Source organism: Streptomyces vietnamensis, assembly GCF_000830005.1.
Lineage (GTDB): Bacteria > Actinomycetota > Actinomycetes > Streptomycetales > Streptomycetaceae > Streptomyces > Streptomyces vietnamensis.
In genome coordinates this window covers 4,172,623-4,196,694 of sequence record NZ_CP010407.1, presented here as the reverse complement: position 1 = coordinate 4,196,694, position 24,072 = coordinate 4,172,623, and the positions used below count along the sequence as shown (strand labels likewise).

The following is a 24,072-nucleotide window of genomic DNA, read 5'->3' as shown; positions in this document are numbered from 1 at the left end:
TGCTGGGCGTCAGCCGAAGAAGCCGCCGCCGGGGTTTCCGTTGTTGTTGTCCCCGCCGCCGCCTCCGCCGCCCATCGTGGTGACGGTGACCGGCTGGTTGGTGGGGATCGTCGAACCCTCCGGAGGGTTCGTGCCGAGGACGAAGGCGTCCTCCTTGTCGGAGCCCACCTGGACGACCTGCAGACCCAGGGCCTGGAGCTGGTCCCGGACGTCCTTGAACTTCTTGCCGGCCAGGCCCGTGGGGATCTGGACCGTCTGCTGCTGCGGTCCCTTGGAGACCTTCAGCGTGATCTGGACGTCCTTCGGCTGGTTCGACGGGCCCTGCGGGGTCTGGTCGATGACGGTGCCCGCGGGCTGATCCGAGTCGACCTCCTCCTTGGTCACGTTCGTGAAGCCGATCGCGTTCAGCTGCTGGATGGCCTGGTCGACGTTGCGGGTCTTGACGTCGGGAAGCTCCGACAGCTGCTTCTTCGCGACCGTGATCGTGATCTCGGAGTTCTTCTCGGCCTTGGTGCCGCCCTCAGGGTTCTGCCGCAGGACCGTGCCGGGGTCCTGGTCGGACTCCTCCTGCTCGACCTTGACCTTGAAGCCCTTGTCCTTGAGGCTCTGCTCGGCCCGCTCCTGGGACTGCTCCATGACGTCCGGGACCTCGACGAGCGGGGCGCCCTCGGAGACGTACACCTGGATCGTGCCGTCGGTTTCCATCTTCGCGCCGGGGCCCGCGGCCGGGTCCTGGCGGCAGATGGCGTCCTTGGGCTGGTCGCAGCGCTCGGTGCCGGCCTGCTGGACCTTCACCTGGGCGTTCTTCGCCAGGTCCTGCGCCCCCTGCATGGTCTGGCCGACCAGCTGCGGGACGCTGACCTGCTGCTTGCCGTCCTTCTTGTCGAAGATCGAGACACCGATGAAGATCGCGCCGACGAGTACCAGGACGCCCGCGATGGCCAGCAGGATCGTCGAGGTGTTCGACTTCTTCTGGCCACCGCCGCGGCGGCGGTCCGGGCGGTCGTCGTAGCCGTAGCCGTCGTCCGGGGCGACCGGCGGCATCATCGAGGTCTGGCCGGCCGGGTCGGCCTGGCGCAGCGCGGTGGTCGGCTGGTCCTCCGGCGGATAGCCGTAGCCCCCGCCGTACGCGGGCGCGCCCGCCATGCCCATGCCCATGCCCATCGCGGCGGCGGCCGCGACCGGCTGACCGTCGAGGCAGGCCTCGATGTCCGCGCGCATCTCGTCGGCGGACTGGTAGCGGTAGTCGGGGTCCTTGACCAGTGCCTTCAGGACGATGGCGTCCATCTCGGGCGTGATCTCGGGGTCGAAGTTGCTCGGCGGCTGCGGTTCCTCGCGGACGTGCTGGTACGCGACCGCGACCGGGGAGTCGCCGATGAACGGGGGCCGGACGGTGAGCAGCTCGTAGAGCAGGCAGCCCGTGGAGTACAGGTCGGAGCGGGCGTCGACCTGCTCGCCCTTGGCCTGCTCGGGGGAGAGGTACTGGGCCGTGCCGATCACCGCGGAGGTCTGCGTCATGGTCATGCCGGAGTCGCCCATGGCGCGCGCGATGCCGAAGTCCATGACCTTGACCTGGCCGGTGCGCGTCAGCATGACGTTCGCCGGCTTGATGTCACGGTGCACGATGCCGGCGCGGTGCGAGTACTCCAGCGCCTGGAGGATGCCGACCGTCATCTCGAGGGTGCGCTCGGGCAGCAGCTTGCGCCCGGAGTGCAGCAGCTCACGCAGGGTCGACCCGTCGACGTACTCCATCACGATGTACGGGATGGAGACCTGGTCGACGTAGTCCTCGCCGGTGTCGTAGACCGCGACGATCGCCGGGTGGTTCAGCGAGGCGGCGGACTGTGCCTCACGGCGGAACCGGGCCTGGAAGGACGGATCGCGGGCCAGGTCGGCCCGCAGCGTCTTCACGGCGACGGTGCGGCCGAGCCGGGTGTCCTGGGCGAGGTACACCTCGGCCATGCCACCACGGCCGAGCACCGGGCCCAGCTCGTACCGGCCGCCGAGGCGACGCGGCTCTTCCATAGCTAATCCAGCCCTCTCCGTCTGTCCCGACCGCACCCATGGGTGGTCCGGCGGTGTGTGCTGTTCGCGCATACGCTACCGGCCCCGGGAAGGCGATCCGCCCGGGGCCGGTAGCTGATACCTGACCGGTACCTGGCTCGTACGGGGTCTGGGGGTCAGCCCCGGGTCTTGATGACCGCCTTCATCACGGCCTTGGCGATCGGGGCGGCCAGGCCGCCACCGGTGATGTCCTCACGGTCGGTGCCCGCCGAGTCCTCGACGACGACGGCGACCGCGACCGGGGAGCCCTCGGAGGTCTTCGCGTACGAGATGAACCAGGCGTACGGGCGCTTGGCGTTCTTCTCGCCGTGCTGGGCCGTACCCGTCTTGCCGCCGACCTTCACGCCGTCCATGTTCAGGTCGGCGTTGCCGCCGGTGCCCTTCGTGACGACGCTCTCCATCATCTGCTGGAGCTTCTGGGCGGTCTCCGGCGAGACCGGGCGGCTCAGCTCCTCCGGCTCGTTCTGCTTGATGACGTCGAGGTTCGGGGCCCGCAGCTGGTCGATCATGTACGGCTTCATCAGCTTGCCGTCGTTGGCGATCGCCGCTGTGACCATCGCCATCTGCAGCGGGGTGGTCGCGGTGTTGAACTGGCCGATCGACGAGAGCGCGTTGCCACCGCGGTCCGAGTTCTTGTCGAACACGGAGGCGGAGGAGCGGACCGGGGTGAACTGCTCGGCGTTGAAACCGAACTTCTCCGCCATCTCGACCATCTTGTCGCGGCCGACGTCGTCGCCGAGCTTCGCGAAGACCGAGTTGCAGGAGATCTCGAGGGCGTGGATGAGGCTGGTGTTCGCGCAGCCGTGGGCGTGGTTGACCATCTCCCGGTTGGAGAGCGGGATCTTCCAGCCCTCGGGGGTGTCGGTCGGCGCGTTGATGTCGGTGACCTTGCCGTTCTCCAGGGCCGCGGCGGCGGTGACGACCTTGAAGACGGAGCCGGGGGGGTAGATCTCGCGCAGTGCCCGGTTCTGCATCGGCTTGCTCTTGGACTCGTTCAGCGAGACCCAGGCCTTCTCGTCGTCGCTGCCGGCGATGGTCGACGGGTCGTACGACGGGGTGGACGCGAGCGCGAGGATCTTGCCGGTCTTCGGCTCGATCGCGACGACGGCGCCGGTCTTGTCGCCGAGGCCCTCGAAGGCGGCCTTCTGCGCGGCGCCGCTGAGGGTGGTGACGACGTCGCCGCCCTTCTTCTTCTCGCCGGTGAACATGGAGAGGGTGCGGTCGAAGAACAGCCGGTCGTCGTTGCCGGTGAGGATGCCGTCCTCGATCTTCTCGATCTGGTTGGCGTCGTACACCTGCGAGGCGTACCCGGTGACGGGGGCCCACATGGGGCCGTTCACATAGGTGCGCTTGTACTTGTAGTAGTTGCCGCCGGAGTCGACGGAGCTGGTGATCGGCTTGCCGTCGACGATGATGTTGCCGCGCGGGTTCGCGTACCGCTCGATCCGGACACGGGTGTTCTTGGGGTGCGCGTTCAGCTCGTCGGCACGGACGAACTGGATCCAGTTGTCCCGCAGGAGCAGGGCGAGGACGAGCAGGCCGCAGAAGATCGCGACCCGCCGCAGCGGCTTGTTCACGGACGGACCACCTGGGTCATCTCGGCGTCGGGGTTCGGGGCGGGGGCGGGCGCGGGACGGCGCGCGGTGTCGCTGATCCGGATCAGGATGCCGATCAGGGCCCAGTTGGCGATCACGGAGGAACCGCCGTACGCGAGGAACGGCATGGTCATACCGGTGAGCGGGATGAGGCCCATCACACCGCCGGCGACGACGAAGATCTGGAGCGCGAAGGCGCCGGACATGCCCATCGCGAGCAGCTTGCCGAAGGGGTCGCGGGCGGCGAGGGCGGTGCGGACACCGCGCTCGATGATCAGCCCGTAGAAGAGCAGGAAGACCATCACACCGGTGAGGCCGAGCTCCTCGCCGACCGTGGCGAAGATGAAGTCGGAGTTCGCGGCGAAGCCGATGAGGTCCGAGCTGCCCTGTCCCAGGCCGGCGCCGAGGATGCCGCCGGAGCCGAAGGACATCAGCACCTGGGTCATCTGGTCACAGGCGGCGACCTTCTCCGCACAGGCGAACGGGTCGGACCAGGCGTCCACACGGGCTTGGACGTGGCCCGCGAAGGAAGCCACGCTGACGGCGCCCGCGACGGCCATGAGCAGACCCATCACGATCCAGCTGGTCCGCTCCGTCGCCACGTACAGCATGATCACGAACATGCCGAAGAACAGCAGCGACGTACCGAGGTCGTTCTCGAAGACCAGGATGAGGAGGCTGACCGCCCAGATCGTGATGATCGGGCCGAGGTCACGGCCGCGCGGCAGGTAGAGCCCCATGAAGCGGCGGCTGGCCAGGGCCAGGGCGTCCCGCTTCACCATCAGATAGCCGGAGAAGAAGATCGCCAGGACCAGCTTGGCGAACTCACCGGGCTGGATGGAGAAGCCACCGATGTGGATCCAGATCTTGGCGCCGAAGACGTCCGCGCCGAGACCCGGCACGAGCGGCAGCAGCAGCAGGACGAGCGCCGCCATCATCGAGATGTACGTGTAGCGCTGCAGGACACGGTGGTCCTTGAGCAGCAGCAGCACGCCCACGAACATGGCGATGCCGACCGCCGAGTACAGCATCTGCTTGGGGGCGTCGGGGCTGAAGCTGCCGAAGTCCCGGATGGACTTGGCGATCAGCCGCGGCGACTGGTCGAGACGCCAGATCAGCACCAGACCCATGCCGTTCAGCAGGGTCGCGAGCGGCAGCAGCAGCGGGTCCGCGTACGGGGCCCACTTCCGCACCACCAGGTGCGCGACGCCCGCGAGGAGGGTCAGGCCGAGGCCGTACCCGAGCATTCCGGCCGGGACCTTGCCGTCGATGGCCAGGCCCACGTTGAGGTACGCGAACACCGGGATGACGACGGCGAACGCGAGCAGCGCCAGCTCGGTGTTGCGGCGGCTCGGCGCCTCGATCGCGCCGATGGTGGTCGTGTTGGTGACAACGCTCATGGTGGTGAAAGGCCCCCTACGGGTGCTTACTGCTTGCCGCAGTTCGAGGCCAGCTTCTGCTCCTCCGCGGTGAGGGTGGGACCCGGGGACGGAGCGGCTGTGGTGGGCTTGGAGGTCGGGGTGGCGGTGCCCGCGGGCTGCTGGGTGGCCGGCGGCTTGCTCGCCTGGTCGGCGGCCTTCTCGGCGGCGGCGTGACGCTGCTCGGCCTTCTTGCAGGCCGAGGCCTGCACAGCCAGCTCGGCGATCTTCGTCTCGGCCTTGCCGAGGCTGCCGCCCGCGATCGTGTCCTCGACCTGCTTCCGCTGGTAGGCGGGGAGGTACTTGAGTTCGATCTCGGGGTGGTCCTTCTCGACCTTCGAGAGCGACACCCACGCCAGGTCCTGGCTGATGCCCTGGTACAGCGCCACGTGCTGGTCCTTGGACCCCACGTAGTACTGCGTCTGCGTCCAGCGCCAGGCGCCGTACAGGCCGCCGCCGATGACGCCGAGGGTGAGGACGAGGAAGAAGGAGCGCTTGAGCCACTTGCGGCCGGTGCGCGGCTTGACGAAGTCGTCGTCCGTGTACGAGTCGAAGGAGCCCTGCGGGGGCATGCCGCCGTAGCCGTGGTCGCCGCCGCTGCCGGGCGGGCCGAAGCCGCCGGCGGGGGGCTGCTGGTGCGGCGCGGGGCGGCCGAGGCCGGAGGCACGGCCGGCGGGGGTCTGCATCGCCCCGCCGTCGTTCAGCTGGGCCTGGTTCTCGGCGACGGCGCCCACGATGACCGGGGTGTCGCTGAGGTGACCGGCGAGGGTGTCGCCGCCGTCGACGTCGAGGACGTCGGCGACGATCACCGTGATGTTGTCGGGGCCGCCGCCGCGCAGCGCGAGCTGGATCAGCTCCTGCACGGTCTCGTGCGGGCCCTGGTAGCTGGCGAGGGTGTCCTCGAGGGTCTGGTGGGAGACCACGCCGGACAGGCCGTCGGAGCAGATCAGGTAGCGGTCGCCGGCCCGGACCTCGCGGATGGAGAGGTCGGGTTCGACGTGGTCGCCGCTGCCGAGCGCGCGCATGAGGAGCGAGCGCTGCGGGTGGGTGGTGGCCTCTTCCTCGGTGATCCGGCCCTCGTCGACGAGGCGCTGGACCCAGGTGTGGTCCTGGGTGATCTGGGTGAGGACGCCGTCGCGCAGCAGGTAGGCGCGCGAGTCGCCGACGTGCACGAGACCGAGCCGCTGGCCGGTCCACAGGAGGGCGGTGAGCGTGGTGCCCATGCCCTCCAGCTGCGGGTCCTCCTCGACCATCATCCGCAGCTGGTCGTTGGCGCGCTGCACCGCCGTACCGAGCGAGGTGAGGATGTCGGAGCCGGGGACGTCGTCGTCGAGCGTGACGAGCGTGGAGATCACCTCGGAGGAGGCGACCTCGCCGGCGGCCTGGCCGCCCATGCCGTCGGCGATGGCGAGCAGCCGGGGCCCGGCGTAGCCCGAGTCCTCGTTGCCCTCGCGGATCATGCCCTTGTGCGAGCCCGCGGCGAATCGCAGGGACAGAGTCATGCCCACCTGCCCTGTCGACGCTGCATCGGGGTACAGCCGGTCTCGACCCACACTGCCCACCCTCCGGTCGCTCCGTTCACGCCGGCCCCGCCGGTCGCTCCGGTCGCTTCAGTCGCTCCGGTCGGGAGCGCGGCACGGCCTTTGACGGGGCTCGTCCCGGCTCGCTCGCTCCGCTCGCTCATTTTCGTACTACTTCCGCAGCTCGATGACGGTCTTGCCGATGCGGATCGGCGCGCCCAGCGGAATCGGTGTGGCGGTGGTGAGGCGGGCCCGGTCGAGATAGGTGCCGTTCGTGGACCCGAGGTCCTCGACGATCCACTGGCCGTCCCGGTCCGGGTAGATCCGGGCGTGGCGGCTGGAGGCGTAGTCGTCGTCGAGGACGATCGTCGAGTCGTGCGCCCGGCCCAGCGTGATCGTCTGGCCCTGGAGGGCGACGGTCGTGCCGGTGAGGGTGCCCTCGGAGACGACCAGCTTGGTCGGGGCGCCGCGGCGCTGGCGGCCTCCCGCGTTCTGCTGGCCGCGCTGCTGCGGAGGCGCGGCGGCCTGGCGCGCGTTCTGCTGGGGTCGCGCCTCCTGGCGCCGCGAACCGCGCTGGGTGACCCGCGTACCGAAGAGGTCGCTGCGGATGACCTGGACGGCCACGATGACGAACAGCCACAGAACGGCCAGGAAACCCAACCGCATGACCGTCAGGGTCAGCTCTGACATTGCCCCCGCTTCACCCTTCGGCTTGCCGGTAAACGATGGTGGTGCTGCCCACGACGATCCGCGAGCCGTCGCGGAGCGTAGCGCGGGTGGTGTGCTGCCCGTCCACCACGATGCCGTTGGTGGATCCCAGATCCTGGATCGTCGAGGGCGTTCCGGTCCGGATCTCGCAGTGCCGGCGGGAGACGCCGGGATCGTCGATCCTCACGTCCGCGTCGGTGCTGCGGCCGAGGACCAGGGTCGGGCGGGAGATCTGGTGGCGGGTGCCGTTGATCTCGATCCAGCGGCGCACCGGGGTGCCCGCTCCGGCGTGGGTGCCGGGGCCGGGCATGGATCCGGGGCCGCCCGCCGGGCGTCCGGCGGGCGCCGTCGGCCGGTGGCCGGGCGCGCCGGGAGGCGGAGAGGCGGGCATGGGCGGGGCGCCGGCCGGGGGGTACCCGTAGCCGCCGCGGCCCTGCTGCTGGTGCTGCTGCTGTCCCGGGGAGGGCGGCTGCGGCTGTGACGTACTCGACGCCAGCGTGCGGCTGCGGACGCGGTACAGGCCGGTGTCGAGGTCCTCGGCCTTCTCCAGGTGGACCTTGATCGGGCCCATGAAGGTGTACCGCTGCTGCTTCGCGTAGTCCCTGACCAGGCCGGCGAGCTCGTCGCCGAGCTGGCCCGAGTAGGGGCTGAGACGCTCGTAGTCCGGCGTGCTCAGCTCCACGATGAAGTCGTTGGGGACGACGGTCCGCTCGCGGTTCCAGATCGTCGCGTTGTTGTCGCACTCGCGCTGGAGCGCGCCGGCGATCTCGACGGGCTGGACCTCGGACTTGAAGACCTTGGCGAAGGTGCCGTTGACCAGACCTTCGAGACGCTGCTCGAAACGCTTCAGGACTCCCATGGGGCACCTCCTCCGTCGTTGTCGCCCTGGTACTGCTTACTGATCGTATCCACGCGTCGGGAAATCGGCTGGTTCCCCTTCTCTGCCCTGTGGACGAGTGTCACCTCTCACAGGCTTTCCCCACGGATCGTAGAGGCGGCCTGTGGACAGTGTCCCGCACCCGGCTGTGGGAGCGGAGGCGCGGGCCGGGGTTCCGGGGCGGTCCGTCCCCTTCCTCCCTCCTTCTCCCCTCCTTCTCTCCTCCTTCGCGCTTCCTTCTTCTCTCCTCCGGCCTCGGGTCCCTCCCCTCCTCGCTCCTCCTCTCCTCCCCCTCTCCTTGTTCTCCGGGAGCGGGGGCGAAACAACGGATGTGAATCCACGGTCTGCGACGTGCTAATCTTCAGATGTCGCCAGGCGCTCCCACTGAAAAGTGAGAGGGCAGGGAGACCACCCAATGCGCGGGTGGCGGAATAGGCAGACGCGCTGGATTCAGGTTCCAGTGCCCGCAAGGGCGTGGGGGTTCAACTCCCCCCTCGCGCACCAGACGGAAGCCCCGTAGGTCATCAACCTACGGGGCTTCCGCGTGTGTTGGCCTGGATGTGAGCCTTCCCACGTCGGCGCGGAGGACGCGCGACTTTTGTCTTCGGGGGGCGAGACGAAAGAGAGGCGTCCGGGGTTGTGGGCGCTGCCTAGGGTTCGAGCGTGGACGCTATGTCGAAGTCGGGGGGCTGGACCGCACGGGAGCTCGGAGCCAGGGCTGCCGCCTGGTGGAACTGGTTCGTGATGCCCGGGCAGTGGTCGCGGCAGAGGATCACCGGTGAGGTGGCCCTCGCCGTGGTCCTCGCGCTGCTCGCCGCGGGCGCCGAGGAACTCATGGGCGGCGAGGGATGGCGGCTGGCCGCAGCCGCCGCGGGCGCGGCCGTGCTGTCGCTGGCGCGGCGCAGACTCCCCGCGGGCGTGCTCGTCCTGACCGCCGGCATCGCACCCTTCCTGCCTGGCCTCGGGCCCCTGCTCATCGTGCTCGGCTGGTCGTCCGGCCGGTACGTGGCCAGCGCCGGGCGGGCACTGGCCGCGTTCGTCGCCGCCTTCGTCCTGAACGTCGGCGGGATGCTCCTGGAGACCTGGGACCGGCAGCGGCTGCTCACCGTCGCCTTCATGGCGACCCTCTACTACCTGGGCACCACGCTGGCTCCCGGGCTCGCCCACCGCTACTGGACCCAGCGGCGGACCCTGCTGCACGCGCTCCAGGAGCGCAACGCGCAACTGCTGCGCGAGCGGAACATGGTGGTCTGGCAGGCCAGGCTGCGCGAGCGGCAGCGGATCGCCCAGGACATGCACGACAGCCTCGGGCACCAGCTGGCGCTGATCGCCGTCCACACGGGGGCTCTCGAAGTGGACCGTGAACTGGGCGAGCGGCAGCGCGAGGTGGTCGGCGTCCTGCGGAACGCCTCGGTGACCGCCATGCAGGAGCTGCGGGAGGTCGTCGGGATACTCCGGGACGGGGTCGCGGCGGAGGACGGTACGGCGGCCGCGCCCGCGCCGGCCGGGGACGAGACGGGGCGGGCCGCACGCGGGACCGCCGGCATCGAGGGGCTCGTGGCGGCGGCCCGGGCGGCAGGCACCTCGGTCGGGCTGCGGCGGCTCGGGGAGGAGAGACCACTGGCGCCGGCCGCCGACCACGCCGCGTACAGGATCGTGCAGGAGGCCCTGACCAACGCCTACAAGCACGCACCCGGGACGCCGATCGGCGTCGAGCTGCGCTACGAGCCGGACACCTTCGTCGTGGAGGTCGTCAACGGCAAGCCGGTGGACGGACCGGTGGAGGACGTGGTGAGTGGCGGCCAGGGGCTGGCCGGGCTCGTCGAGCGGGCCCGGCTGGTGGGCGGCATGTGCCATGCGGGGCCGGCCGACGACGGCGGGTTCCGGGTGGCCGGGATGCTGCCGTACGGGGCGGCGCCGGTCGCCGAGATCGCGCCTTTGGTCGATGCGGCCGACGACTTCCGGCAGCAGACCACGAAGCCGTTGGTGGGCGATGGTCGTCCGGTCGCGGTCGGACCGGCCGACTGGACGTTCACGGAGCGGGAGCTGGCCATGGCGGTGCGTGGGGGCAAGGGCGGGAGCACGGGCGGGGGGATCGTGATCGGCTGCGGAATCGCGTTCGTGGTGGTCCTCCTGTTGGTGGTGGCGGGAGGCTTCGGCCTCTTCTTCCTCATGGGCTCGTCGGTGAGTGACGGAATGATGATCGACCCCGCCCAGTACGAGGCGGTGAAGGTCGGGATGACCGAGAAGGAGGTCCGGGACCGGCTGCCCTCGGGCGACGCCATAGACATCACAGGGCTGGACGGCCCGGGACCCGCACGGCCCGCGGGAGCCGACTGCCTGGTGCTGATGTCCTCGGACATGGGCGACACCGCCTACGACGAGGATCCCGTTTTCCGGTTCTGCTTCAAGGACGGCAAGCTGATCGAGAAGAAGTCGTACGCGGTCAAGCAGCGTTAGCGCTGAGCGGCCCGTACCGGGCGCGGGGGAGAAGCAGTGGCAGGGCAGCCCATCAGGGTCGTGATCGCCGACGACGAGCCTCTGATCAGGGCCGGGATCCGGATGATCCTCATCTCCGACCCGGAGATCGAGGTCGTCGCGGAGGCCGCCAACGGGCGGGAGGCGGTCGAGGCCGCCCGGGCGCACGCCGCGGACGTGGTGCTCCTCGACATCCAGATGCCGGTGCTCGACGGCCTCTCCGCCCTGCCGGAGCTGCGCCGGGCCGCGCCCGCGGCCCGGGTGATCGTCCTGACGACCTTCGGTGAGCGGGAGAACGTGCTGCGGGCCCTGGAGCACGGGGGTGCCGGGTTCCTGCTCAAGGACACGGCGCCCGCCGAGCTGATCCGGGCGGTGCGGGCGGCCGCGGCGGGGGACGCGTATCTGTCGCCCGCGGCGACCCGGCACGTGGTGGAGCGGCTGGCCATGGGCCGCGAGGTGGCGCGCGCCGAGGAGGCGCGGACGCGGGTGGCGGCGCTCAGCGAGAAGGAGCGGGACGTCCTGGCACTGCTCGGCGAGGGACTCTCCAACGCGGACGCCGGAAAGCGGCTGCACATGAGCGAGGGCACGGTGAAGACGTACGTGAGCCGGATCCTGTCCAAGCTGCACTGCGAGAACCGGGTGCAGGCGGCGCTGCTCGCGCGGGACGCGGGGCTGTAGCGGGGCTGTAGAGGCTCGGGCTCTTTGGGGGAAGAGCCCCGGGCGAGGTTCAGTTCGGCGGGGTGCCGGGGGCGGGGTTCGTGGCCGCGGAGTTGTAGTGCAGCAGGTACGCGGCGAAGCGGGCGAGGTCCTCGGCCGACCAGTCCTCCAGGCGCTGCTGGAAGGCGGCCATGCGGCTCGTCTGGGCCGCGGCGAGGACCTTGGTGCCGGCCTCGGTGGGGTGCAGGACCTGCACCCGGTGGTCCTCGGGGGCCGGGCGGCGCTCGACGAAGCCGAGCTTCTCCAGGCCGGCGATCTGGCGGCTGACCGTCGACTTGTCCAGGAGGTAGTGGGCCGCGAGGTCGGTGGCCCGGCAGCCGCGCTGCTCCTCGATGTGGGCGAGGAGCGTGTACGAGACGAGCGGGAGCTCGGGGTGGACCCGGGCCGCCGCGGCCCGGGCCCGACGGGCGAAGGCCGTCAGCTCGCGCTGGATGACGTCCACGGATGCCTCACGGGGTGGCTGTGCGCCGCCGATCATCGTGCGCTCCCTACTGCTGTCGTCCGGGTGCGGGGTGCACCGTGCGGACATTCGGTTGTATAGTACAACGGTTCTTTAGTTGTAAAAGCCAACCATGGAGGTCTCGGTGTCCGCAGGACCGAACACCAGCGGTGCGTTGCGGCATGTCCTCGGACATCTGCTCACCCCCCTGTTGATGTGCATCGGCATGGGGCTCGCCTACCTCGGTGCCTTCCACGCGCCCGAACCCCACGACCTGCGCGTCGACGTCGTCGGCTCCGACCCCACCACACAGGTCCTCGCGCAGACGCTCCAGAACAAGGGCGCCGGCGCCCTCGACGTCCGTACCGTCACCGACCGGGACACGGCCGTCTCCGCACTGCGCGAACAGCGCAGCTTCGGCGCCTACATCCCCGGCGAGAAGCCCGAACTGCTCGTCGCCTCCGGCTCCTCCGACACCAGCGCCATGGCGGTCGAGAAGGTGTTCACCAAGGTCGCCGCCGCCCAGGACGCACCGCTCGAAGTCACCGACATCGCCCCCACCGCCTCCGGCGACCCCACGGGCCAGGGCGTCTTCTTCCTGCTCGTCGCCCTCAGCATCGGCGCGTACGCCTCGGTCGCCGTCATCGGCGGAGCCGGCGCCGTCCTGCCCATGCGGATCAGGGCCCTCCTCGCCGCCGGCATGTCGCTCGTCGTCAGCCTCATCGGCACCCTCTTCGCCGGACCGGTCTTCCACCTCGTCGACCAGGGACTCGGCGGCGTGTGGGCGATGTCCTGGCTGTACGCGGCGGGCATCCTCGCCGTCGGCGTCGGCCTGCACACCTTCCTGCGCCGCTGGACCACGCTCGGCGTGATGGTGCTCTTCGTCATGCTCAACTTCACGAGCTCCGGCGGCATCTACCGCCCCGAGCTCCAGCCCGGCTTCTTCGGCTCGCTGCACGCCTTCTGGAACGGCGCGGGCTTCGTCGAAGGCGTGCGCGGCCACGTCTACTTCGACGGCCACGGGGTGGGCGGGCACGTCCTCGTCCTCGCCCTCTGGCTCCTCGCCGGCGCCGTGCTCGTCGTCCTCGCCGGGCTCACGGAGGCACGACGGAGGAAGGCGGGCGCCGTGACCACGGCGCCGACCGGTTCCGATGCCCGGGCCGAGGCTGCCCGGACCGAGGCCGAAGCCGAGGAGGAGATGGAGGAGGCCGTCGCGGTCTGAGGACCGGGCCGACTCGACCCGAGGGCGGGACCCGGAGGTTGTCCACAGGCGTTGCCCACAGGGGGAGACGGTCGATCGGGAACGGCGGTACGGTCGGGGCCGGATGATGTTGGACAACGCATCGGGGGAGGGCGTCCCATGGACGAGAACCGGGCCGTCGTGCCAGGACAGCGCGGCACGGACGGAGGGCAGGACGGGGCGCGCGTCCCGCACGTGCCGGGGTTCGCGCGCCGCACCGCGCCCGGCACCGGGGTCTCCCCCAAGGACCGCGGCAAGCAGCTGCGCGAGCGCGTCCCCCGCTCCTCGCACGACCGGCCGGCCCTCGCCGCCGACCGTCCGGACGCCGTGCGCGCCGTCGAGGAATCGAGCCGGGGCCGGGTCCCCGAGCTCACGCCGATACGGGTCGGCAGGATGGCGGCGAGCCCCTTCGCCTTCCTGCGCGGCTCCGCCGGACTGATGGCCCAGGACCTCGCCGGGACGCCCGTCACCGGGATAGCCGCCCAGATATGCGGCGACGCGCACGCCGCCAACTTCGGCCTCTACGGGGACGCCCGCGGCCGGCTCGTCATGGACCTCAACGACTTCGACGAGACCGTCGTCGGCCCCTGGGAGTGGGACCTCAAGAGGCTCGCCACCTCCCTCGTCCTCGCCGGACGGGAAGTGGGAGCGGACGAGGACGTGTGCCGGGCCGCCGCCTTCGACACCGTCGGCGCCTACCGGCGCACCATGCGCCTGCTCGCCCGACTGCCCGCCCACGACGCCTGGAACGCGATCGCCGACGAGGAACTCGTCTCGCACACCGACGCCCGCGACCTCCTCGGCACCCTGGAGCGGGTCTCCGCCAAGGCCCGCAACAACACGAGCGCCCGGTTCGCCGCCCGGTCGACCGAGGCCGTGACGGACGCCGAGGGCGGCGGCCGCAGGTTCGTGGACGCTCCCCCGGTGCTGCGCAGGGTCCCGGACGCCGAGGCCGCCGAGGTCGCCGCCTCCCTCGGCGCGTACCTGGAGACCGTGTCCGAGGACAGACTGCCGCTCCTCGCCCGGTACGCCGTCCACGACGTGGCCTTCCGGGTGGTCGGCACCGGCAGCGTCGGCACCCGCTCCTATGTGGTCCTGCTCCTCGACCACCGGGGCGAGCCCCTGGTGCTCCAGGTGAAGGAGGCCCGGCCGTCGGCCCTGCTGCCCCATCTGCCGGCCGCCGGCTTCACCGTGCCGGACACCGGCCACGAGGGACGGCGCGTGGTGCTCGGACAGAAGCGGATGCAGGTCGTCAGCGACATCCTGCTGGGCTGGACCACGGTCGAGGGGCGCCCGTTCCAGGTGCGCCAGTTCCGCAACCGCAAGGGCAGCGTGGATCCCGCCGCCCTCACCGCGGAGCAGCTCGACGACTACGGGCGGATGACCGGCGCCCTGCTCGCCCGTGCGCACGCCCACAGCGCCGACCCGCGCCTGATATCCGGCTACTGCGGCAAGAACGAGGAGCTCGACGAGGCCGTCGCCTCCTTCGCCGTCACCTACGCGGACCGCACCACCGCCGACCACGCCGACCTCCTCTCGGCCGTCCGCACGGGTCGCATAGCGGCGGAACTGGGCGTCTGACGTCCGCCGCGCGCGGAGCGTGCGGGCGGGGCGGGAGCGTGCGGGTGGGGGAGCTGAAGGGGGAGGGGCGGGAGGGGGAGGGAGGGGGGAGGCCCCCCCGAGAGGACCGTAGGCTGAGTGGGACGAGGCGGAACGAGGACTTGGGCGGCGTGGACGTGAGCGTGGACCAGGGTGTGAACGAGGGACCCGGGGACGAGCGGCCCGAGGCCGACCAGTCCGGGGACCAGCAGGCTGCGGGCCCGCAGGCCGGGGACGAGCGGCCCGAGGCCGACCGGTCCGGAGACGAGCAGGCGACGGGGCAGCAGGTCGGGGACCAGCAGGCTGCGGGTCCCCAGGGCGGGGACGAGCAGGTCGCGGGTCCGCAGGCCGGGGGCGAGCAGGTCGCAGGTCCCCAGGGCGGGGACGAGCGGCCTGAGGCTCGGTTGGAGCAGGCTGTGCGGGTGGCCGAGCAGGCGTTGATCGAGTTCGAGATCGCCGTCGAGACCTTCCGGGTCGAGGTGGAGAACTTCTCGCGGCTGCACCACCAGAAGCTCGGGCCGATGTACGCGCGGCTCGACGAGCTCGACGCGCGGATCGCCGAGGCGCGGGCGGCGCGTACCGGGGACCCCGAGGACCTGCGGCGGGCGCAGGAGGCGCGGGCCGCGGTGCTGCCGATGCCCGGCGTGGACGAGCTGTTCCACGACTGGATCGACGGCGACGGCCTCTCCCCCGAAGCCGCCGCGATGCTCACCGACCGGCCGGTGCAGCCGCCGAAGCGGGTCCGTCCCGGTGAGGAGGCCCGCAGGCTCTACCGCGAGCTGGCCCGCAAGGCCCACCCCGACCTGGCCCGCGAGGAGGAGGAGCGGAAGCGGCGCGAGGAGTTCATCACGCGGGTGAACGCCGCCTACGCCCGGGGCGACGAGGCGCTGCTGCGCGAGCTGTCCGCGGAGTGGGAGGCCGGTCCTGTGCCGGCCGAGGAGCGGCTCAGCGAGAGCGAGGAGCTGTACGCGCGCCTGGAGTGGCTGGCCGAGCGCAAGGACATGCTGTCGGCGGTGGCGCGCGAGCTGGAGGAGAGTGCGATCGGCGCGATGCTGCGGATGGCGCCGGACGACCCGGACCAGCTCCTGGAGGAGATCGCCGAGCAGCTGCTCGCGCAGGTCGCCGAGCGGGAGACCGAGCTGGCGGGGCTGGTGCAGTAGGTTTTCAGTACCACCCGAAGGGCTCGGGCGGTACTGGACGAAAGAAGGCGCCTCCCATGAATTTCTCCCCGCTGCCCTCGGTGGACGCGGCTTCCGTGCCGGCCGATGCCCTGGTGCTGGACGTCAGGGAGGACGACGAGTGGAAGGCCGGTCACGTCGAGGGCGCGCTGCACGTGCCGATGAGCGACTTCGTGGCCCGCTTCGGTGAGGTGACGGAGGCGGTGGCCGAGCACGGTCGCGCCTATGTGATGTGCCGGGTGGGCGGCCGTTCGGCGCAGGTCACGCAGTACCTGGTGCAGCAGGGCTTCGACGCCGTGAACGTGGACGGCGGGATGATGGCCTGGGACGGTGCCGGGCGTCCGATGGTCGCGGAGAGCGGCAGCCCGGCGTTCGTCCTCTGAGGGACGTCTGAGACGTCAGCCGAGGGGGTGGGCGGCCAGCAGGTCGCCGAGGGCCTCCTCGTGGGCCGCGGCGGGGCCGAGGGACAGTTCGAGGTGCTTGGCCCAGGCGTGGTAGCGGTGCAGCGGGTAGTCGGTGTCGGCGCCGAAGCCGCCGTGCAGGTGCTGGGCGGTCTGCACCACGCGTCGTACGCCTTCGGAGGCCCAGATCTTCGCGACGGCGATGTCCCCCGCCACGGGGAGCGCTCCGTCCGCGTCACTGGAGAGGCGCCAGGCGGCCTGCCAGAGGGTGGCCTCCATGGCGCGCAGGTCGATGTAGCGGTCGGCGGTCTGGACGGCGACGGCCTGGAACGTGGCCACGGGGTGGCCGAACTGCTCGCGTTTTCCGGTGTATTGGCTCGTCATGGCGAGGACGGCCTCGCCGAGGCCGAGGGCGAGCGCGCAGGTTCCGGTGGTGAGGGTGTCGCGCAGCCGTTCCCAGGCGCCGGCGGTGTCGATGACGTCCGTGGCGTCGAGGCGTACGGCGTCGAGGCGCAGTTCGGCGAGGAGTTCGCCGCTGGTGGAGTACTGGGCGGTGAGGGCGAGGCCCTCGTGGGTGCGGGGTAGCAGGGCGAGGATCGTGTCGCCTTCGGTGGTGTGGGCCGGTACGGCGATGAGGTCGGCCGTGTGGGCCCAGGGGACGGCGGTCTGGAGGCCGTCGAGGATCCAGTCGGTTCCGTCGCGGCGCGCGGTGACGGCCCGGTCGGCGGGTTCGTGGCCGGTGCGTCCCTGGGAGGCGGCGGTGAGGACGAGTTCGCCGCGGGCGATACGGGGGAGGAGCGCGGCGGCCGTACGGGGGTGGGCGTACCGCTCGACGGTCAGGGCGACGGCGCTGGTCTCCAGAAGCGGGACGCGGGCGAGGACGCGGGCGGACTCGCGCAGGACGAGGCAGAGGGCGACGGGGTCGAGTCCGGTGCCGCCGTGCTCGGGGGCCAGGGTGAGGCCGAGGAGGTCGGCGGCGGCGAGCCGGGACCAGAGCGGCCGGTCGAGGTCCTCGGCCACGGCGCCCGGGGTGAGGGCGGGGCTCGGGACCGCGTCGGGCGTGACGTCCTTGAAGACCGCCTTGGCCGCCTCGACGGCCGCCTGCTGCTCTTCGGTGAAGGTGAAGTCCACGGTGCTGCCTTCCCGTTGCCGACGCCTGTCTCTCTGTCTGACGGATCGTCAAGATAGAACAGGTTCTAGGGGAAGGGAATGGTGGCGCCGCACTTCGTCGGCGCCACCGTTCAGGCAGCGGTTCTCAGCTCCGGCAGCGGTTCTCAGCGGTCGAAGTCCAACTCCACGTCCGGGGTGGCCGGATGGGACTGGCAGGCCAGGACGTATCCGGCTTCGGTCTCCTCCGGCTCCAGGGCGAAGTTCCTGTCCATCCGCACCTCTCCGCCGACGAGGAAGGCACGGCAGGTGCCGCACACCCCGCCCTTGCAGGCGTACGGGGCGTCCGCGCGGGCGCGGAGCACCGTGTCGAGGAGGGTTTCGCCCCGCTCCACCGGCCAGGTGCCGGACCGGCCGTGCAGGGTCGCGGTCAGGGTGGCGTGCGCCGGGGCGTCGGCCGCGGGGGCCGGGGCGGGCGCGGAGCCGTCGTCGACGTGGAAGATCTCCTGGTGGATCCTGCCGCGGTCGACGCCCAGGCCGCGCAGTGCCTGCTCGGCGCCCTGGACGAGTCCGAAGGGGCCGCAGAGGAACCAGCCGTCGATCGTGTCGACCGGAAGCATCGCGGGCAGCAGTGCGGCGAGCCGTTCGCGGTCGAGGCGGCCGGACGGCAGTCCCGCCTGCTGCTCCTCCCGGGAGAGCACGGTGATCAGCTGGAAGCGGTCCGGGTAGCGGTCCTTGAGGTCGGCGACCTCGTCGAGGAACATCGTGGACGCGGCGGTGCGGTCGCTGCGGATCAGGCAGAACCGGGCCTCCGGCTCGCGGGCGAGCAGGGTGGCCGCCATCGACAGGACCGGGGTGATGCCGCTGCCGCCGACGATGGCGGCGAAGTGGCCGGGGCGCGGGGTGAGCGAGAAGCGGCCCATCGGTTCCATGACCTCGACGAGGTCGCCGACGGCCAGTTCCTTGAGCGCGTACGTGGAGAACGAGCCGCCGTCGACGAGCCGGATGCCGACGCGCAGGACGGGGGGCTCGCCGGCCGGGGAGGCGGGGGCGCAGATCGAGTAGGTGCGCCGGATCTCCTCCCCCTGCTCGCCGGTGCGGCGCAGGGCGAGGTGCTGGCCGGGGAGGTGCCGGTACGCCTCGTGGAGTTCGGGCGGGACCGCGAAGGTGACGGCCACGGAGTCGTCCGTGAGCCGGTCGACCTCGCTCACCCTGAGGGGATGGAATCCGGCCCGTCCGGCGGCTGAGGACTCCATCTACAACTCCTTGAAGTGGTCGAACGGTTCGCGGCAGGCGGTGCAGCGGCGCAGTGCCTTGCACGCGGTGGAGGAGAAGCGGCTCAGGAGCTCGGTGTCGGTGGATCCGCAGTGGGGGCAGCGGATGGCCAGGGTGAGCGGCACGGGGCCGTCGGCGGGTCCCTGGGGGCGTGGCGGGGCGATGCCGAACTCGGTGAGTTTGCGCCGCCCTTCCTCGCTGATGTCGTCGGTGGACCAGGCGGGGGCGAGGACGGTGACGACGGAGACGTCCGGCACGCCGTGCTCGTGGAGGGCCTGCTCGATGTCGGAGGCCATGGCCTCGATGGCGGGGCAGCCCGTGTAGGTGGGGGTGAGGGAGACCTCGACCCGGCCGGGGCCGAGGACCTGCACGCCCCGCATGACGCCGAGTTCCTCCAGGGTGAGGACGGGCAGCTCGGGATCGGGGACGGAGCCGGCGATGCGGCTCAGTTCCTCCTCCAGGGCCGTCATGGTCACCATGTCGCCCCCGGGTGGCTGCGGTGCAGGTGCTGCATCTCGGCGAGCATCCGTCCGAAGGGTTCGGTGTGCAGGCCCTGTCGGCCGGCGCCCGCGCTCCAGGCGCCGGTGCGGGGTCCGGAGGGGACGGTGAGGGTGGCGCGGCCGAGGACGTCGGTGACCGAGTCCAGCCAGGTGGTCTCCAGGGCCGGGAGGTCCACGTCGAGGCCGTCGACGGGCTGGAACAGTTCGCCGGTGTACCGCCAGAGGGCGTCGCAGGCGCGCTGCATCCGCTGGTGGCTCTCGGGGGTGCCGTCGCCGAGGCGGAGGGTCCAGTGCTCGGCGTGGTCCTGGTGGTAGGCGACCTCCTTGACGGCCTTGGCCGCGAGGCCGGCGAAGGGGCCGTCGCCGGAGGCCAGCTGCCCGTACAGGAGGCGCTGGTAGGTGGAGAAGTAGAGCTGCCGGGCGATGGTGTGGGCGAAGTCGCCGTTCGGCTGCTCGACCAGCTGGCTGTTGCGGAAGGAGCGCTCCTCGCGGAGGTAGGCCAGTTCGTCCTCGTCGCCGACGAGGGAGAGCAGGACCCGGGCCTGGCCGAGGAGGTCGAGGGCGATGTTGGCCAGGGCGACCTCCTCCTCCAGGACGGGGGCGGAGCCGGCCCACTCCCCCAGGCGGTGGGAGAGGACGAGGGCGTCGTCGCCGAGGGCGAGCGCCGCGGCCGTCGAAACGGTGGTCTCGGTGGTCACAGGTGCTTCACCCCTTCCGGGATCTCGTAGAAGGTCGGGTGGCGGTAGGGCTTGTCCGCGGCCGGCTCGAAGAAGGGGTCCTTCTCGTCGGGCGAGGAGGCGGTGATCGCCGCCGAGGGGACGACCCAGATCGACACGCCTTCGGACCGGCGGGTGTACAGGTCGCGGGCGTTGCGCAGGGCCATCTCCGCGTCGGGTGCGTGGAGACTGCCCGCGTGGGTGTGGGACAGTCCGCGGCGGGAGCGCACGAACACCTCCCACAGCGGCCAACCGTCGGTCGTCATGCCTGTGCCTCCCCGTGCTTTCCGGTGTGCTTCTCCGCGTAGGCCGCCGCCGCTTCCCTGACCCAGGCGCCGTCCTCGTGGGCCTGGCGCCGCTTGCTCAGCCGCTGGTCGTTGCAGGGGCCGTTCCCCTTGAGGACGTCCCAGAACTCGGTCCAGTCGATCGGGCCGAAGTCGTAGTGCCCGCGCTCCTCGTTCCACCGGATGTCGGGGTCGGGGAGGGTGAGGCCGAGGGCCTCGGCCTGCGGTACGGCGATGTCGACGAAGCGCTGGCGCAGTTCGTCGTTGGTGTGGCGCTTGATCTTCCAGGCCATCGCCTGGGCGGTGTGCGTCGACTCGTCGTCCGGCGGGCCGAACATCATGAGCGAGGGCCACCACCAGCGGTTCACCGCGTCCTGCGCCATGGCGTGCTGGGCCTCGGTGCCGTTCGACAGGGCGAGCAGTGCCTCGTATCCCTGGCGCTGGTGGAAGGACTCCTCCTTGCAGACTCGGACCATCGCGCGGGCGTACGGGCCGTAGGAGCAGCGGCAGAGGGGGACCTGGTTGGTGATGGCGGCACCGTCTACCAGCCAGCCGATCGCGCCGACGTCGGCCCAGGTCAGCGTGGGGTAGTTGAAGATCGAGGAGTACTTCTGGCGGCCGGAGTGGAGCTTGTCGAGCAGCTCGTCGCGGCTGGTGCCGAGGGTCTCCGCCGCGCTGTACAGGTACAGGCCGTGGCCGGCCTCGTCCTGGACCTTGGCCATGAGGATCGCCTTGCGCCGCAGGGAGGGCGCCCGGGTGATCCAGTTGGCCTCGGGCTGCATGCCGATGATCTCGGAGTGGGCGTGCTGCGCGATCTGCCGGACGAGCGAGGCCCGGTAGTCCTCGGGCATCCAGTCGCGCGGCTCGATGCGCTCGTCGGCGGCGACGGCGGCGTCGAACACGGCCTCGTAGGCGGCCTGCTCCGCCGCCACGGCCGCGTCCGACGCGCCGGGCGTGCCCGTGGTCCCTGTCGTCCCTGCCGTCACTGCGGTCATCAGACTCCCTACCGACCGATCGTTCGGTTGAATGACTTCAATGGTGGGTCGGCGGCCCGTATGGTGTCAACCCTGTGGATAACCGAGGCGGGTCGATCGGGATCGGGGCGGGATGGACGCGTACGTCGAAAAGGACGCGGTCGAGGTGAGCGGCGAGGGGCGGAGACCCTCCGAGGACCCGGCGGTCACTCCTCCCGAGACCCCGGGCACCGCTGCCGGGGCCGAGGCGGCCGAGGCGGCAGGGGCGGTTGAGAGGGCCGAGGCGGCCGGGGCGATCGATGGACCCAAGGGATCCGAGGCCCGTTCCGGCGTCGGGATCATGGCGCTCTCGCTGCCCTACCAGGTCGTCGTCGCCGTGGCGCTCGCCGTCGTCGGCGTGTTCGCCTGCGTCCACCTGGCGATGGTGTTCCTGCACGTGGCGCCGTCCAACACGCTGACCAAGCGGCACGGCGAGGCCGTCGACGACTGGATCTATCCCGAGTTCGAGCAGAACTGGAAGCTCTTCGCGCCCAATCCGCTCCAGACGAACATCGCCGTCGAGGTCCGCGCCGAGCTCGTCACCGCCGACGGCGGCCGCCGCACCACCGACTGGATCGACCTCACCGCCCAGGACATCGAGGCCGTACGGCACAACCCGATGCCCAGCCACGCGCAGCAGAACCAGCTCCGCAGGGCCGTGGACTTCTACCTCAACACGCACAATGACGGCGGCCGCCCCAACGGGCTGCGCGGCACCCTCTCGGAGCAGTACATGCGCCGCATCGCGATGCTCAGGCTCGACGCCCTCGAAGGCCCCGACGGACGCGCGATCGGCGCCGACGCGCGGCGCATCCAGCTCCGCACCGTCTCCCGGCCGGTCCCCGCCCCCCGGTGGAGCACCGAGAAGACGCGGTCCACCCCCTCCTACCGCGACTTCCCGTGGTGGATCGTCACCGAAGCCGACCGGACCACCGGCGCCGGCGCGAGCCGCACGGAGGCGGGCCGATGAGCACCTCCCCCGCCACGCCGCCGATGAGCACCTCCCCCGCCACGCCCGCGCGTGCCCGCGAGCCCTTCGACCGCCGGCTCGCCCGCGCCGTGCAGGCCGTCACGGGCCGCTCCCTCGCCCCGTACCAGAGCGCGATCGTACGGATCGGCTTCTCGCTGACCTGGCTGATCTTCCTGCTGCGCGAGCTGCCGCACCGCCACCTGCTGTACGGCCCCGACAGCCCCTGGTCCTTCGAGATGGCGCAGCGGCTGATCGCCGACAACCGGGCCTTCACCGTGCTCCTGTGGTCGGACGGCCGGGTCTGGTTCGAGCTCGTCTACGGGCTCGCCGTGCTCTCCGCCGCCCTGCTCCTGGTGGGCTGGCGCACCCGGGCCGTGTCCGTGGTCTTCATGGTCGGGGTGCTCTCGCTGCTGAACCGCGCCGTCTTCGTGGGCGACGGCGGCGACAACGTCCTCCACCTCGCCTCGATCTACCTCGTTTTCACCCGCTGCGGCCAGGTGTGGTCCCTCGACGCCCGGCGGGCGGCCCGCGAGGCCCGTGCGGCCCGCGCCGGGGAGAGCCCGCGCCGCGATGTCGTCGGACCGCTGCTGTGGACCGTGCTCGGCGGCTTCCTCCTCGCCGCCACCTGGTTCGGCGACGTCAGTGGCGAGTGGTGGGTGCTGGTGCTGCTGTGGGTGCTGTGGCTCGGGAACGGCCTGTGGTGGCTGGTCCGCCGGGTCGCGCCCGGGGAGCCGCGCATCCTGCTCGACGCCCTCGCCAACCTCGCGCACAACGCCACCCTCGTCGTGCTCATGGCGGAGGTCTGCCTGATCTACTCCACGGCCGGCTGGTACAAGATCCAGGGCTCGCGCTGGGAGGACGGCACCGCCCTGTTCTACCCGCTCCACCTGGACTACTTCTCGCCCTGGCCGGCCCTCTCCGAGCTGCTCGGCGCCAGCGGGATCATGGTGATGCTGCTGACCTACGGCACGGTGATCGCCCAGGTCGCCTTCCCCTTCACGCTCTTCAACCGCAAGGTCAAGAACGTCCTCCTCGTCGTGATGATGGCGGAGCACGCCGGCATCGCGGTCCTCCTCGGACTGCCGGTCTTCTCGCTGGCGATGATCTCCGCCGACGCCGTGTTCCTGCCGACGGCGTTCCTGGTGTGGCTGGGAACCCGGGCGGCCCGGGGCAGGGACCGGCTGCTGCGCCGGACACCCGCCGAGGCGCCCGCCGAGTCGCTGCCCGAGCAGCGCCGTACGGGTGAGGAGCACGGTCCCCGTACCCTCGTCGGGTGAGCACCACCGAAGAACAGTCCGAGCCGGTCCAGTACGACGAGGGCTTCGGCCCCGAGATCGGCGTCGGGCCGCACCCGGAGCCGTGGCCGCGGGACGAGCGGTACGACCCCGAGCTGCTCGCCGGCGGCGACCGGCGCAATGTCGTCGACCGCTACCGGTACTGGACGCGCGAGGCGGTCGTCGCCGACCTGGACACCCGGCGGCACGACTTCCACGTGGCGGTGGAGAACTGGGGCCACGACTTCAACATCGGCTCGGTGGTGCGGACCGCCAACGCCTTCCTGGCGAAGGAGGTCCACATCGTGGGCCGGCGCCGCTGGAACCGGCGGGGCGCCATGGTCACCGACCGCTACCAGCACGTCCGGCACCACCCGGACACCGCGTCGCTGACCTCGTGGGCGGCGGCCGAGGGCATCCCGGTCATCGGGATCGACAACCTGCCGGGCGCCGTCCCGCTGGAGCGGACCGTGCTGCCGCGCCGCTGTGTGCTGCTCTTCGGACAGGAGGGCCCGGGGCTCACCGAGGAGGCCCGCGCCCACGTGGAGATGGTCTGCTCGATCGCCCAGTTCGGCTCGACCCGGTCGATCAACGCGGGCGCGGCCGCCGCGATCGCCATGCACGCCTGGGTGCAGCGGTACGCGGAGATCGAGGCCTAGGAGGCCTAGGAGGAATCGTGGAGGCCCCGGAGGGCCTCCA

22 protein-coding genes and 1 tRNA gene are annotated in these 24,072 nt (G+C 71.4%); 10 read left to right on the top strand and 13 right to left on the bottom strand.

What is annotated here, in order from left to right; all coding sequences use genetic code 11:
- Window positions 1-9 precede the first annotated feature (9 nt).
- The 6 genes from pknB to SVTN_RS18660 form a co-directional block, all read right to left on the bottom strand.
- On the bottom strand, window positions 10-2,025 hold the full coding sequence (gene pknB / locus SVTN_RS18685; protein ID WP_041130134.1) for a Stk1 family PASTA domain-containing Ser/Thr kinase: 2,016 nt from the start codon (window positions 2,023-2,025) through the stop codon (window positions 10-12).
- A gap of 155 nt (window positions 2,026-2,180) precedes the next feature.
- Entirely contained in the window at window positions 2,181-3,641 is a 1,461-nt protein-coding gene (locus SVTN_RS18680) for a peptidoglycan D,D-transpeptidase FtsI family protein (RefSeq protein ID WP_041130133.1), read from the bottom strand.
- A complete protein-coding gene (locus tag SVTN_RS18675) occupies window positions 3,638-5,059 on the bottom strand; it encodes an FtsW/RodA/SpoVE family cell cycle protein (RefSeq protein ID WP_041130132.1) in 1,422 nt (473 codons plus the stop codon). Before SVTN_RS18675 ends, SVTN_RS18680 begins: the two co-directional genes overlap by 4 nt.
- A gap of 26 nt (window positions 5,060-5,085) precedes the next feature.
- Window positions 5,086-6,579, bottom strand: a complete 1,494-nt coding sequence (locus SVTN_RS18670; RefSeq protein ID WP_041130131.1) for a Stp1/IreP family PP2C-type Ser/Thr phosphatase — start codon at window positions 6,577-6,579, stop codon at window positions 5,086-5,088.
- Between the two features lie 189 nt (window positions 6,580-6,768).
- Window positions 6,769-7,287 carry an FHA domain-containing protein FhaB/FipA gene (locus SVTN_RS18665; RefSeq protein WP_041130130.1) on the bottom strand — a complete coding sequence of 173 codons (519 nt, stop codon included), beginning with the start codon at window positions 7,285-7,287 and terminating at the stop codon, window positions 6,769-6,771.
- 10 nt (window positions 7,288-7,297) lie between these two features.
- Entirely contained in the window at window positions 7,298-8,164 is an 867-nt protein-coding gene (locus SVTN_RS18660) for an FHA domain-containing protein (RefSeq protein ID WP_041130129.1), read from the bottom strand.
- Window positions 8,165-8,599: 435 nt separating this feature from the next.
- Here SVTN_RS18660 and SVTN_RS18655 point away from each other — a divergent pair.
- From SVTN_RS18655 to SVTN_RS18645, 3 genes are all read left to right on the top strand, one after another.
- Window positions 8,600-8,686 (top strand) — tRNA-Leu (locus SVTN_RS18655).
- A 168-nt stretch (window positions 8,687-8,854) separates the two neighbouring features.
- Window positions 8,855-10,642 carry a sensor histidine kinase gene (locus SVTN_RS18650; RefSeq protein ID WP_425428988.1) on the top strand — a complete coding sequence of 596 codons (1,788 nt, stop codon included), beginning with the start codon at window positions 8,855-8,857 and terminating at the stop codon, window positions 10,640-10,642.
- 36 nt (window positions 10,643-10,678) lie between these two features.
- Window positions 10,679-11,338 (top strand): response regulator, encoded by a 660-nt coding sequence (locus SVTN_RS18645; RefSeq protein WP_041130128.1) that lies wholly within the window; start codon window positions 10,679-10,681, stop codon window positions 11,336-11,338.
- Window positions 11,339-11,387: 49 nt separating this feature from the next.
- Here SVTN_RS18645 and SVTN_RS18640 read toward each other — a convergent pair whose 3' ends face one another.
- Window positions 11,388-11,855 carry a MarR family winged helix-turn-helix transcriptional regulator gene (locus SVTN_RS18640; RefSeq protein ID WP_041130127.1) on the bottom strand — a complete coding sequence of 156 codons (468 nt, stop codon included), beginning with the start codon at window positions 11,853-11,855 and terminating at the stop codon, window positions 11,388-11,390.
- Between the two features lie 106 nt (window positions 11,856-11,961).
- Here SVTN_RS18640 and SVTN_RS18635 point away from each other — a divergent pair, with 106 nt between their 5' ends.
- The 4 genes from SVTN_RS18635 (at window position 11,962) to SVTN_RS18620 (ending at window position 16,216) form a co-directional block, all read left to right on the top strand.
- Window positions 11,962-13,038, top strand: coding sequence for an ABC-2 transporter permease (locus SVTN_RS18635; protein ID WP_041134031.1), 1,077 nt, complete (start codon window positions 11,962-11,964; stop codon window positions 13,036-13,038).
- Window positions 13,039-13,176: 138 nt separating this feature from the next.
- Window positions 13,177-14,637 carry a DUF2252 domain-containing protein gene (locus SVTN_RS18630; protein ID WP_041130126.1) on the top strand — a complete coding sequence of 487 codons (1,461 nt, stop codon included), beginning with the start codon at window positions 13,177-13,179 and terminating at the stop codon, window positions 14,635-14,637.
- A 149-nt stretch (window positions 14,638-14,786) separates the two neighbouring features.
- The gene (locus tag SVTN_RS18625) at window positions 14,787-15,815 is read left to right on the top strand and encodes a hypothetical protein (RefSeq protein WP_245727587.1); all 1,029 of its coding nucleotides are present in this window, start codon (window positions 14,787-14,789) and stop codon (window positions 15,813-15,815) included.
- A 56-nt stretch (window positions 15,816-15,871) separates the two neighbouring features.
- Window positions 15,872-16,216, top strand: a complete 345-nt coding sequence (locus SVTN_RS18620; RefSeq protein WP_041130125.1) for a rhodanese-like domain-containing protein — start codon at window positions 15,872-15,874, stop codon at window positions 16,214-16,216.
- Window positions 16,217-16,231: 15 nt separating this feature from the next.
- Here SVTN_RS18620 and SVTN_RS18615 read toward each other — a convergent pair whose 3' ends face one another.
- The 6 genes from SVTN_RS18615 to paaA form a co-directional block, all read right to left on the bottom strand.
- Window positions 16,232-17,365: an acyl-CoA dehydrogenase family protein gene (locus SVTN_RS18615; RefSeq protein ID WP_041130124.1), complete on the bottom strand. Its 1,134-nt coding sequence runs from the start codon at window positions 17,363-17,365 to the stop codon at window positions 16,232-16,234.
- 143 nt (window positions 17,366-17,508) lie between these two features.
- Window positions 17,509-18,597: a 2Fe-2S iron-sulfur cluster-binding protein gene (locus SVTN_RS18610; RefSeq protein WP_041130123.1), complete on the bottom strand. Its 1,089-nt coding sequence runs from the start codon at window positions 18,595-18,597 to the stop codon at window positions 17,509-17,511.
- Window positions 18,598-19,095: a 1,2-phenylacetyl-CoA epoxidase subunit PaaD gene (paaD, locus tag SVTN_RS18605; protein ID WP_041130122.1), complete on the bottom strand. Its 498-nt coding sequence runs from the start codon at window positions 19,093-19,095 to the stop codon at window positions 18,598-18,600.
- Entirely contained in the window at window positions 19,089-19,814 is a 726-nt protein-coding gene (paaC, locus tag SVTN_RS18600; protein WP_041130121.1) for a 1,2-phenylacetyl-CoA epoxidase subunit PaaC, read from the bottom strand. The genes paaD and paaC overlap by 7 nt, the downstream gene beginning before the upstream one ends.
- A complete protein-coding gene (gene paaB, locus SVTN_RS18595) occupies window positions 19,811-20,098 on the bottom strand; it encodes a 1,2-phenylacetyl-CoA epoxidase subunit PaaB (protein ID WP_041130120.1) in 288 nt (95 codons plus the stop codon). The genes paaC and paaB overlap by 4 nt, the downstream gene beginning before the upstream one ends.
- A complete protein-coding gene (gene paaA / locus SVTN_RS18590; RefSeq protein WP_041130119.1) occupies window positions 20,095-21,111 on the bottom strand; it encodes a 1,2-phenylacetyl-CoA epoxidase subunit PaaA in 1,017 nt (338 codons plus the stop codon). Before paaA ends, paaB begins: the two co-directional genes overlap by 4 nt.
- 112 nt (window positions 21,112-21,223) lie before the next feature.
- Between paaA and SVTN_RS18585 the strand changes: the two genes are divergently transcribed.
- The 3 genes from SVTN_RS18585 to SVTN_RS18575 are packed head-to-tail and all read left to right on the top strand — an operon-like array spanning window position 21,224 to window position 24,032.
- A complete protein-coding gene (locus SVTN_RS18585; protein WP_041130118.1) occupies window positions 21,224-22,099 on the top strand; it encodes a DUF5819 family protein in 876 nt (291 codons plus the stop codon).
- On the top strand, window positions 22,096-23,376 hold the full coding sequence (locus SVTN_RS18580; RefSeq protein WP_041130117.1) for an HTTM domain-containing protein: 1,281 nt from the start codon (window positions 22,096-22,098) through the stop codon (window positions 23,374-23,376). The genes SVTN_RS18585 and SVTN_RS18580 overlap by 4 nt, the downstream gene beginning before the upstream one ends.
- Window positions 23,373-24,032: a TrmH family RNA methyltransferase gene (locus SVTN_RS18575; protein ID WP_041130116.1), complete on the top strand. Its 660-nt coding sequence runs from the start codon at window positions 23,373-23,375 to the stop codon at window positions 24,030-24,032. Before SVTN_RS18580 ends, SVTN_RS18575 begins: the two co-directional genes overlap by 4 nt.
- The last annotated feature ends 40 nt before the right edge of the window (window positions 24,033-24,072 follow it).